Here is a 10,437-nt window from a genome sequence, read left to right on the forward strand (position 1 = left end):
CCGAAACCACGTTTCGTTTTCTAGCCGAACCGACCTCCGTCAATTTCGGCGGCAAGGTTCACGGCGGCGCGCTGATGAAGTGGATGGATGAGACGGCCTACGCGTGCGCCGCAGTCTGGTCCGGGCGCTATTGCGTGACGGTCAGCGTGGGCAACATTCGTTTTCGCCGGCCGATCCTGGTCGGCAATCTGGTTGAATTGCGCGCCCGTGTGGTGGCGACGGGGCGCACGAGCATGCATCTGCATATCTCGGTGCACGCAGGCGACCCGAAGAGCGGGGTGCTGCAACAGACGACGGATTGCCTGATGGTGTTTGTCGCCGTCGATGAACAGGGCAAGCCCGTGCCGGTTCCTTCATTCGTGCCGGTGACGGATGAGCAAAAGCGGCTGGCGAAATATGCGATGGACGTCAAGGACGCGCTGGACGCGATCGTGGAATTGAAGCCTGAAGAAGTGGCGGCGGGTAAGGTTTAAAAGCGATAAAGAGCGCTGGCGGCAAATCTGCCGGCGCAGCGTGCCGCGTCCAGGCAGGTTGTTGCCGACAACCCGGTGCTTAGTATGACTACAAAACTGGATCGAGGCTTCGCACTCGCAAGCAACGTAACACCCGGGGATCGACCATCTCGCGGCACTATAAAAAATAAAACAGATAATTAAGACGTTTCTCATTCATGAACGGTTGCGTTATCGGCATAGTTCGGCGCTGCGCGAAAAGGCCGGCGACCGGCCGAACGCGCAAATACCCAACATGAAATGAGGAAACACCATGACCTGGACGGCCGGTTACAACAACTCGATTGCCTACACGACCGGCTACTATCACGAACAAAGTCCAACGTTCCTGAATGCCTGCCTTGCGATGCAGCGCGTATCGCCACCGTCCCTCGAAAAATTCACCTATTGCGAGCTTGGGTTCGGGCAAGGCCTGACATCCCTGATTCTCGCGGCGACGCATCCGAGCGGCGACTTCTATGCGTGCGATTTCAACCCATTGCACGTACTCGGTGCTTCGTCTATACGCGACGAAGCGCGCCTGCCGAATCTCACCTTGCTGGAGAACAGCTTCGGCGATCTCGCACAGGGGCAGGTCGAACTCCCCATGTTCGACTACATCACCATGCACGGCATCATCTCGTGGATTTCCGATGAAACCCGCACGCAGATAATGAGGTTCCTGACGCGTTATTTGAAACCGGGCGGTGTCGTCCAAGTGAGCTACAACGCGATGGTGGGTTGCGCGCAGGTGCTGCCGCTGCAACGCTTGCTGATGTTGGGAGCCGGGGAAGGAGGCGACGCGTGGACGAAAGCTTCCGGGCTCGCCGCGAAGATGGTGAATCTCGACGCGTTGCGCTTCAGGCGCAACCCGGATTCCCAGGGTCGAGTCGAAGGTTTCGCAACCCAAGACAAGCGCTACCTCGTCCACGAGTATCTGCACGAGAAATGGACGCCGTTTTACTTTACCGACATTGCGCGCGAAATGGCTGAAGCGAAGCTGAGCTTCGCCGGCAGCGCGCGTTTCGCCCACATGTCACCGGTAGGATGGCTTGGGGAACGGCAGCGGGAAATGCTGGAGACGGTCACCGATCTCATCGAAGCTGAAGAGCTTCGGGATTACTTCGCGAACCGCGTGTTCCGCTCGGACATCTTCGTGCGTGGAAAAGCGCCGCTGAGTGATCTCCGCCTGCGCGAACAGGCTGAACACGTCCATGTGTGGGGCAATCCGGCTGTCCTATACCAAGCGGCGGTGAAACTGGAACACGCCACGCTCACGCGCGGCGAAGCCTTTCACAAACCGCTGTTTGATCTGTTGCACGGCGCAGAAATGACGCTGGCGCAGGTTTTCGATGCACCCGAGTTCCCGGGACTCTCGCTCGATGCGATCTTGAAGCTGCTGCGTGTGTCCATAGCCGTTGGCGAAACATTCGTGCGCTACGGCGCCGTGCAGCCGCGAGCGGCGGCAGACCGGCTAAATGCCGTTTTGCTGACGAGGGCTGAACAGGGCGAGGCTTTGGGAGCGTTGGCGTCGCCCCGTCTGGGCGGAGGTGCGACTATCAGCGTGCTGGACGAGTTGATGCTCGCGTCGCTGTATGCAAAGGCCGATCCAGTCAAAGCGCTCACTGGGGATATCGACGAGTTAGTTGCGCGCGTTTCACGCTCGCTAATTGCGACCGATCTCAGGCTGCAAGTGGGAGGCGCCGAGGTGTCGCCCGAAGAGACAACGACGCGCCTGCGTCATATCTTCGAGGACTCCGGCGAGAAGCTCATTGCGCATTCGGAAGGGCTGGATTTTTTGCCCGTGCAAAAAACATCAAAGCGGCAACGATAACGAGCCGATAACAGCAGCGGTTGATCAAGCGATGAACCCATCAACCCATCAACCGCTGCATTCAAGAACTGCCTGATGCTACTTCTTGCCTACCATGTCTTCCGGCTTCACCCACTCATCAAACTCCGCTTCGGTCACATAACCGAGCGCCAGCGCGGACGCTTTCAGCGTCGTGCCTTCCTTGTGCGCTTTCTTCGCGATCTTCGCGGCTTTGTCGTAGCCGATATGCGGATTCAGCGCCGTCACAAGCATCAGCGACTCGTTCAGCAAGGTCTCGATCCGCGACTCGTTCGGCTCGATTCCGACCGCGCAATTGTCGTTGAAACTCTGCGCACCGTCGGCCAGCAGACGTACCGATTGCAGCACGTTGTGCGCGATCATCGGGCGGAAGACGTTGAGCTCGAAATTGCCGCTCGCCCCGCCGAAATTCACCGCCACGTCATTCCCAAACACCTGGCAGCACAGCATGGTGACGGCTTCGGACTGGGTCGGATTGACCTTGCCCGGCATGATCGAGCTGCCTGGCTCGTTCTCGGGAATCGACAACTCGCCAAGCCCGCAACGTGGTCCGCTCGAGAGCCAGCGGATATCGTTGGCGATCTTCATCAAGCCCGCCGCGATGGTTTTCAGCGCGCCGTGCGCGAACACGAGCGCGTCGGCGGCGGCCATCACTTCGAACTTGTTCGGCGCGGTTTCAAACGGCAAGCCGGTCAGCTTGCCGATCACGCCGGCGACCTTCACGGCAAACTCGGGATGCGCGTTCAAACCCGTACCAACCGCCGTGCCGCCCAATGCCAGTTGATACAGATGCGGCAACGTCGATTCAACGTGCCGGATGCCCTGGTCCAGTTGCGCGACATAACCTGAAAACTCTTGTCCGAGCGTAAGTGGCGTCGCGTCCTGCAAATGCGTGCGGCCGATCTTCACGATTGAATCGAAGGCCTTCGATTTTTTATCGAGCGTCTCGCGCAAGGTCTTGAGCGACGGCACCAGATGCTTGACGATCGCGACCGCGGCGGCAATATGCATCGCGGTCGGGAACACGTCGTTCGACGATTGCCCGCGATTCACGTCGTCGTTCGGATGCACCTTGCGTTCTTCGCCGCGCACGCCGCCCATCAACTCGCTGGCCCGGTTCGCAATCACTTCGTTGAGGTTCATGTTGGTCTGGGTGCCTGAACCCGTTTGCCACACCGCGAGTGGGAATTCATCGGGGTGAATGCCCGCCAGGATCTCGTCGGCAGCGGCGATGATCGCACGGGCTTTGTCGTCGGCGAGCACCTTCAGTTCAGCATTCACTTCCGCCGATGCCCGCTTCACGATCGCGAGCGCATCGATCAGTTCAGGCGATTGTTTCTCGCTCGAGATCTTGAAGTTCTGCAAGGAACGCTGCGTTTGCGCGCCCCAGAGTTTTGCGTTCGGCACGGCGATTTCGCCGAAAGTATCCTTCTCGAGTCTTACGTCGTCCGTCATGGCTTCATGCTCCTTCGGCTTGCTTCAGGTTCGGGTTTGAATCGGGTTTGAACAGAGGAAAGTCGATAATTCAAAGCTGCGAGTCGACGGGCAGCAGCATGAACAAACCCGTCAACACGTTGCGATAAAGGCCCGCTTGCGGGTCGAAATTGTAGGTTCGCTCCTGACCGTTGTCCTCGGTGGTCCAGACGAGCGGCGACATCGGCGAGCCGGTGTTCTTCAGGCCCGCAAGCACCGCCGGCGAAGCGAGTTCCACACGATACGCTCTCGCCGGCGCAGTGCCTGCATCGAACAATCGTGCTGCTTCGCCCGCTATCTGCTTGTTGTAGATCACCAGCGCGAGTTCCGTGTTGAGCGACGCCGAGCGCGGGTCGAGATTCATCGACCCAATCACGAGGATACTGCGATCGAGCATATAAGCCTTGGCATGCAGGCTTGCGCGCGATTGCGAGCCGAACAGGCCCGCGCGCGCCCGGCCGTCGCCTTCGGCCTGCACCGGCTTGAACTCGTATAACTCTACGCCGGCTTTCAACATTGGCACGCGATACGGCGCATAACCCGCCTGCACCGCGACTGCGTCGGTGGCGGCCAGCGAATTGGTCAGCACCTTTACTTTCACGCCACGCCCCGTAATGGCGGCAAGCGCCTTCACGCCCGCGTCGTGCGGCACGAAATACGGCGAAATGATCAGCACCTCGCTACTCGCCTGGTTGGCCAGCTCGATCAGGCGCTGCATGGGCGGGCTTTTATAGTCCTTGTCGGGATGCTCGATCTTCACGGGCGAATCGGCAACGAACTCCGTGCGCGTCCAGGTCAGGCCCAGCCCATCCTGTGCGATCTGCTGCGCGATTGGCGTGGCGTTGAGCGGCTTGGCGTTCAGCGGATCGGCCTGTTCTTTCCAGTGCCGGCGCAAGTCTTCGCGGGTTTTGTCGAGATCGGCGGGATCGAATTTTTGCTTGTTCAGCGCGCGCAGCGGATACGCAATCGAGCTGTTCCAGTAGTCGTCGAAACTCGCCGATATCTCTTGCGTCACCGGTCCGGCAACGAACACATCGAGATCACGGAACTGCAGGGTCGCGCTCGCGCTGAAGTATTCATCGCCAAGATTGCGGCCGCCCACGATCGCGATCTGGTTATCCGCGATCATCGCCTTGTTGTGCATCCGGCGCGTGAAATGATCGAGGTTCGTGAACAGGTTGCGCGTGCGTTCGCCGAAACTCCGGGTCGCGCTGCCGTATGGATTGAACACGCGGATATCGATGTTGTCATGCGAATTCAGCGCGGCCATGATCTGGTCGATGTCCTTGAAATTCAGGTCATCGACGAGCATGCGCACCTTGACTCCGCGATCTGCGTCGTAAAGGGCCGCGCCCAGCAGCAGCTTGCCCGTGTTGTCTTCGTTCGCAATGTAGTACTGCATGTCGAGCGTCTTGGTCGCCGCGCGGGCGAGCGCGATGCGGGCCTGCAGCGCCTCGGTGCCGGTGGGAAGCAGACGCACGCCGGATCCGTCCGGATGCGCGGCCTCTTTCGGCAGGAGGGCGGTGCGCAAGGGAGTGTCGGCGGTGGCTGCGAGCGCGTGGGTGACGGGGCGATCGAACGCGGTCGCGGGCGGGCGTGTGGCGCAGGCGCTGAGGGCGAGCACCGTGAGCGCGACGGCGGCGAACCCGAGGCCGCGCGACAGCGATGTTGTATGACGAGGCCGTGCCGGGGAGATTGGCTCGGATGAAACGTGCCCGGCTTGCGCGCGCCCTGTGCGGCTGCCTGTGTGCTGGCCTTGTGCGGCTTGGGATATAGCTGGCCGAGCTGACCGCGAAGATGATCGCGAAGGTGATCGATATAACTGCTTGCTGCTTTCCGACACGTCCATTCCTCTTGTTTGCCCGAGCGATTTTTCTGAACTGCTTGCTGTTGTTGCGCACGCAGTGGCCGCGTGCAGCGCTGGATCTCGCGGGTGTACGGCAAGGATCATGTGCGGTTATTTTATGGGAAATCCGCTACGGACACGGCGGACGGGTCGATTTGCGAAAAAGTGGAGCGTGAGGCGGGGCGTGAGCGCGTGAGCACGGGGCGATTGTTCGCGTCGTTTCTTATGTCTTTTCTCGCGGACCGCAGGAGATCATTCAACGCGGAATTTGCCACCGCCACGAACCGCTGATCAGCCGCACGCAGACGAAAAAAAGCCCGCTTCGACGAAGCGGGCCTAATACCCCTGCTACTGGATGAGTCTCAAGGAGGAGACGGCTTGATCGTATCTGCGCGCCGCTCCAATTCCAACCAACAATGTCTGCTTAACTTATGCCGCGGCAACTGCTGCAACCACGGCAAGCGAAGATCCGCATCCATCGTCTCAAGCCGATTGCCGGGGCGTCTGCCCGGATTTGCCGGGTTCAAGCGCGCCGCGTGTGACCAGACGCCGGCTCATGCGATCGAAGCGAAGGGTCATCAGCACCGCAACACTCGCGAGTCCCGCAGCCAACCCCCACCACAGACCCTTCGTGCCGCCGTTGAAGTGAAACGCCAGCATGTAGCCCGTCGGAAAGCCGATACCCCAGTAACCGAGCGCCGCCGCGAGCATGGGCACGCGCGTGTCCTTGAGCCCGCGCAGCACGCCCGACGCAACCGTCTGCATGCCATCGACGATCTGGAACACGGCCGCCACACCCAGCAGCGACGCTGCCAGCGCGACGGTCTGCGCGTTCTTCGGGTCGTCGAGATGGAGATACAGCCCGACGATCGCGTGCGGCGCCAGCACCAGCACGCAGCCCGACAAGGCCATGAACGCGACGCCCAGTGCAATTGCCACGAAACCGGCGTGGCGTGCCGCCAGCGGCTGCCCCGCGCCGATCCAGTAGCCGACGCGAACATTTGCTGCCTGGCCGATCGCGAGCGGCACCATGAACGCCACAGACGCCACGTTCAGCGCGATCTGGTGCGCGGCAAGCGGCGCTTCGCCGAGCGTGCCGACGGTCATCCCGGTGGCCAGGAACAGCGTGGATTCGACGCCATAGGTGATCGCGACTGGCCAGCCGATACCGAACAATTCGCCCATCAGCGGCAGGCGTGGCCGCGATGCGACGACAAAATGCCGATAACGCGCCCGCAAATGCAGGAACGCGATCAGCACCAGCGCCGTCGCCCAGACAGTGATCGTGGTGGCGACCGCCGAGCCGAGAAAACCGAGTCTGGGCAGGCCGTAGGCGCCGTGGATCAGGCCGTAGTTGAGGAATGCGTTCACGAACACGCCGCCAATCGATACCCACAGCAGCCGCTTTGCCGCACCGATAGCCGGCAGGAACGCGCGCATCATGCCAATCCCGAGCAGGCTGCCCGGCGCACCCCAACGCAGGATCGCGCAATATTCACCGACGTTCCTGGCGAGCATGGCGGGCTCGTGAAACGCGAGCAGGATCGGTTCGGCGAAACTCAGCAGCGTGAATGCGGGGATCGCGAGCAGCAGGGACAACACCAGCCCCGTCCAGTAGATATTCGGCACGAGGTGATCATTGTTCGCGCCACGCGCATGCGAGACGGAAACGCTCACCGACGTCAGCACGCCTTGCAGCAGCACCACGACCACGAAGAACAGGTTCGCGCCCAGGCCGCCGGCCGCGAGGGAATCGGGGCCGAGCGAGCCGAGCAGGATGGTGTCGGTGACGCCCATCGCCATTTGCGACAGTTGCGAGATGGCGAGGGGCGCGGCGAGCCTGGCGGTATCGACGGCGTGACGGGAAAGGCTTGGCGGCGCGTTCGCGCGGATCATTCTGGATGGCATGACGGATTATCTGGATGCTTTGCTGCACGGCAACAACCGTGCAAAAACGGCAACGGGCGATGCAGCAGACCGTTACTGGTCCTGCATCGCCCGCTCGTTCCGGCCGCGCTTCAGCATAATTGGTTAATTGGGCTGAAGCTCCGCTTTGAATTTCGGCTTTGAAATCCGGCTTCGAATTCCAGCTGTGAATCCCGGTTTTGAAGCACGTGAACGTGAAAAACTGGCTTCAACCGTCAACAAGCTGAAAGCGGCGAAAGGGAACGAAAGCCGTCTAGCTTATTGCTTGATGGCGATTATGTCGATCACGATGCGGTATTTAACGTCACTCAGATCGCGTTCACGCCAATCCTTATGTCGATTCTCATGTCGATTATTTCGGTTTGAGAACCTTGATCGTGGTGTCTTCGATGACCACGGTCTGGCCCGCGCGGATCTTGCACGTCTTGCGTAGCTCGATCTTGCCGTTGACCTTCACCTCGCCCTCGGCGACGCGTGCTTTCGCCGAGCCGCCGCTATCGGCGAGGCCCATCAGCTTGAGCAGGTTGTGCAGTTCGACGTAGTCGCCTGTGAGCGTGAATTCGAGGCGCGGCATGTGAGCAGTCTTCGCAAGGTTGGGGCGGAAAGGGCGCCCATCATAAACCAGCCGGGCACGCCACGTGCGTCTACAGGCCAGACTGCCGGATATCGGGCGTTCGGTTGTTTGCCATATGTCAGGAAGTGAAACCTTCGGTAACAATGACACGTTTTAGCGAACTTCAGCGTCCCGCGCCGGGTCAGTCGTAGTGATCGGTGCGCCTTTTTTAGCGTTCGTATCGGTCATCAGAAGTGTAGACGGGTATTTGCGGCGTGCTGCTCCAGGCGCGGTGTTTGAGGACACAGCGCACATCGCTTGGGCGTCGCGGTGGTTGCGAGGGTTGCAATCGACCACCCGGAATAAAAACTGCCAGAGAGGAATTGAATATGTCGCAAGTCAAGAAAATGCTGTTGGGTACCGCTTTTGTCGCCATGGGTTTGTCCGCATCCGCGTTCGCCCAGACCGCGCAGCCTTCCGCTGCCGACGCCGGCCAGATGGCCGCACCGTCCGCGCAAACCGCGCCGCCGCCGCAGAATATCGTCGCACCGGCGCCGACCGATCCGCTGGTCGTGAAGCGCAATGCCAACGCGCAGGCCAGCGCTGAGTACAAGGCATCGAAGAAGGCATCGAAGCAGGACTTGAAGGCGACGAACAAGGAAGCGAAGGCGCAATACAAGGAGCAAGTGCGCAACGCAAAGATCAACAAGAAGGCCGATAACCAGACCGCCAACGACGAACTGAAATCCGCCGAGCCGGACGGTCCGAAGGACACGGGCCTGCAGCACTAAGTTTTCAGCTCGATGAATACAACGCGGCCCCTTAAGCGGGGCCGCTGGTAAGGAGGATTCATGACCACGATCACAAAGCGCTTGTTCGCGGCATTGCTCGCGGGAGCTTTCGCGACGGCCGCCACGGTGTCAGTCGCGCAGACGCAGACTCAAAGTACAGCCGAACCCACGCACGCTGACAAGAAAGCAGCGAAGAAGCAAGCTGAAGCCGATAAAGACGCGAATCTGGCGCAGGCCAAGGCCGACAAGAAAAAGACGGAATCGCAGTCAAAGGCGAATGAAGCCGCCGCCGATGCGAACCTGAAAAACGCGAAGAAAGCAGACTGATTCACTGATTTTCAACAGATCCCCGTTGCAGGGAAATGACAATGGCCCGGCGCGTGCAAGCGCGCCGGGCCATTTCTTTTATAGGGCCAAAAGCCTGCTGCATCAGTTGCTTGCGTCGAAGAGTTGTATGGATATACAGTGTGCGTCACCCGTTTTTAAAGCCCATGCGACGTGCTCACGCTTAACTCCGCCACCGACGACGATCTCGCGCCCAAGCCGGCGCGGGAAGAAATCGCGTCGTACCTGACCAAACTGAACGACGCGCAACGTGAAGCAGTCGAGTACGGCACGCAAGCGTCGAACGCGGGCGACCCGGCCGGCGCGCTGCTGGTCATCGCCGGGGCAGGATCGGGCAAGACGAATACGCTGGCGCATCGCGTGGCGCATTTGCTGGTGAAGGGCGCGGACCCGCACAGGATTCTCTTGCTGACGTTTTCCCGGCGTGCAGCCAGCGAGATGACCCGGCGCGTGACGCGTATTGCCGTGAATGCTTTGGGTAATCGCAGCGTGATCGCGCAGGGCCTCACATGGTCCGGAACCTTCCATAGCGTGGGCGCACGGTTATTGCGCGATTACGCGGATCTCGTGGGGTTATCGCCGTCGTTCACCATCAACGATCGCGAGGATTCCGCCGATCTCATGAACCTTGTGCGGCATGAACTCGGGTTATCGGCGAAAGAAAAGCGCTTTCCGGCCAAATCCACGTGCTTCGCCATCTACTCGCGTGTGGTCAACACAGGTATATCGCTTGCCACGGTGCTGGATCAGGCGTTCCCGTGGTGCCGCGAATGGGAGGACGACCTGCGCCGGTTGTTCGCCGCGTACGTTCATGCGAAGCAGCAGCAAAGCGTGCTCGATTACGACGACTTGTTGCTCTACTGGTCGCATCTCGCCGCGGAGCCGTCCATTGCCGCGGATCTGTCGAGCCGTTTCGACCACGTGCTCGTCGATGAATACCAGGACACGAACAAGCTACAGGCGTCCATCCTCCTGTCGATGAAACCCGATGGCCGCGGCCTGACCGTAGTCGGCGACGACGCCCAGTCCATCTATTCGTTTCGCGGCGCGACGGTGCGCAATATCCTCGACTTCCCGAATCACTTCAATCCGCCCGCGAAATGCGTGACGCTCGAGCGCAATTACCGCTCGACGCAGCCCATTCTGGCGGCATCGAATGC

General features: G+C 60.4%; 9 protein-coding genes. 5 read left to right on the forward strand and 4 right to left on the reverse strand.

Features of this window, described 5'->3' with window-relative positions; genetic code table 11:
* Both JWR14_RS26280 and JWR14_RS26285 read left to right on the forward strand, forming a co-directional pair.
* A partial coding sequence (locus JWR14_RS26280) for an acyl-CoA thioesterase (protein ID WP_299714372.1) occupies window positions 1–473 on the forward strand: 473 nt, incomplete at its 5' end.
* Window positions 474–765: 292 nt separating this feature from the next.
* Window positions 766–2,325, forward strand: coding sequence for a class I SAM-dependent methyltransferase (locus tag JWR14_RS26285; protein ID WP_299714374.1), 1,560 nt, complete (start codon window positions 766–768; stop codon window positions 2,323–2,325).
* Between the two features lie 78 nt (window positions 2,326–2,403).
* Here the strand turns inward: JWR14_RS26285 and fumC are convergent, their stop codons facing one another.
* From fumC to JWR14_RS26305, 4 genes are all read right to left on the reverse strand, one after another.
* Window positions 2,404–3,798 carry a class II fumarate hydratase gene (gene fumC / locus JWR14_RS26290; protein WP_299714376.1) on the reverse strand — a complete coding sequence of 465 codons (1,395 nt, stop codon included), beginning with the start codon at window positions 3,796–3,798 and terminating at the stop codon, window positions 2,404–2,406.
* A 70-nt stretch (window positions 3,799–3,868) separates the two neighbouring features.
* Window positions 3,869–5,440: a phospholipase D family protein gene (locus tag JWR14_RS26295; protein ID WP_366144601.1), complete on the reverse strand. Its 1,572-nt coding sequence runs from the start codon at window positions 5,438–5,440 to the stop codon at window positions 3,869–3,871.
* Window positions 5,441–6,145: 705 nt separating this feature from the next.
* Window positions 6,146–7,570, reverse strand: coding sequence for an MATE family efflux transporter (locus JWR14_RS26300; RefSeq protein ID WP_299714379.1), 1,425 nt, complete (start codon window positions 7,568–7,570; stop codon window positions 6,146–6,148).
* Between the two features lie 370 nt (window positions 7,571–7,940).
* A complete protein-coding gene (locus tag JWR14_RS26305; RefSeq protein ID WP_213769020.1) occupies window positions 7,941–8,162 on the reverse strand; it encodes an RNA-binding S4 domain-containing protein in 222 nt (73 codons plus the stop codon).
* Between the two features lie 368 nt (window positions 8,163–8,530).
* On the opposite strand from JWR14_RS26305, the gene JWR14_RS26310 reads away from it, so the two are divergent.
* From JWR14_RS26310 to JWR14_RS26320, 3 genes are all read left to right on the forward strand, one after another.
* Window positions 8,531–8,932 (forward strand): hypothetical protein, encoded by a 402-nt coding sequence (locus JWR14_RS26310; protein WP_299714387.1) that lies wholly within the window; start codon window positions 8,531–8,533, stop codon window positions 8,930–8,932.
* A 60-nt stretch (window positions 8,933–8,992) separates the two neighbouring features.
* The gene (locus JWR14_RS26315) at window positions 8,993–9,259 is read left to right on the forward strand and encodes a hypothetical protein (RefSeq protein ID WP_299714390.1); all 267 of its coding nucleotides are present in this window, start codon (window positions 8,993–8,995) and stop codon (window positions 9,257–9,259) included.
* 231 nt (window positions 9,260–9,490) lie between these two features.
* Window positions 9,491–10,437 (forward strand): ATP-dependent helicase (locus JWR14_RS26320; protein ID WP_299714397.1); only part of this gene is annotated, 947 nt, incomplete at its 3' end.

It is taken from the genome of Caballeronia sp. (genome assembly GCF_028292365.1).
Taxonomy (GTDB): domain Bacteria; phylum Pseudomonadota; class Gammaproteobacteria; order Burkholderiales; family Burkholderiaceae; genus Caballeronia.

What these genes read in the sequence shown, in the direction of transcription:
- JWR14_RS26305 (WP_213769020.1), bottom strand. Translation starts at nt 8,162, where the DNA reads ATGCCGCGCCTCGAATTCACGCTCACAGGCGACTACGTCGAACTGCAC.
- JWR14_RS26310 (WP_299714387.1), top strand. Translation starts at nt 8,531, where the DNA reads ATGTCGCAAGTCAAGAAAATGCTGTTGGGTACCGCTTTTGTCGCCATG.
- fumC (WP_299714376.1), bottom strand. Translation starts at nt 3,798, where the DNA reads ATGACGGACGACGTAAGACTCGAGAAGGATACTTTCGGCGAAATCGCC.
- JWR14_RS26300 (WP_299714379.1), bottom strand. Translation starts at nt 7,570, where the DNA reads ATGCCATCCAGAATGATCCGCGCGAACGCGCCGCCAAGCCTTTCCCGT.
- JWR14_RS26315 (WP_299714390.1), top strand. Translation starts at nt 8,993, where the DNA reads ATGACCACGATCACAAAGCGCTTGTTCGCGGCATTGCTCGCGGGAGCT.
- JWR14_RS26285 (WP_299714374.1), top strand. Translation starts at nt 766, where the DNA reads ATGACCTGGACGGCCGGTTACAACAACTCGATTGCCTACACGACCGGC.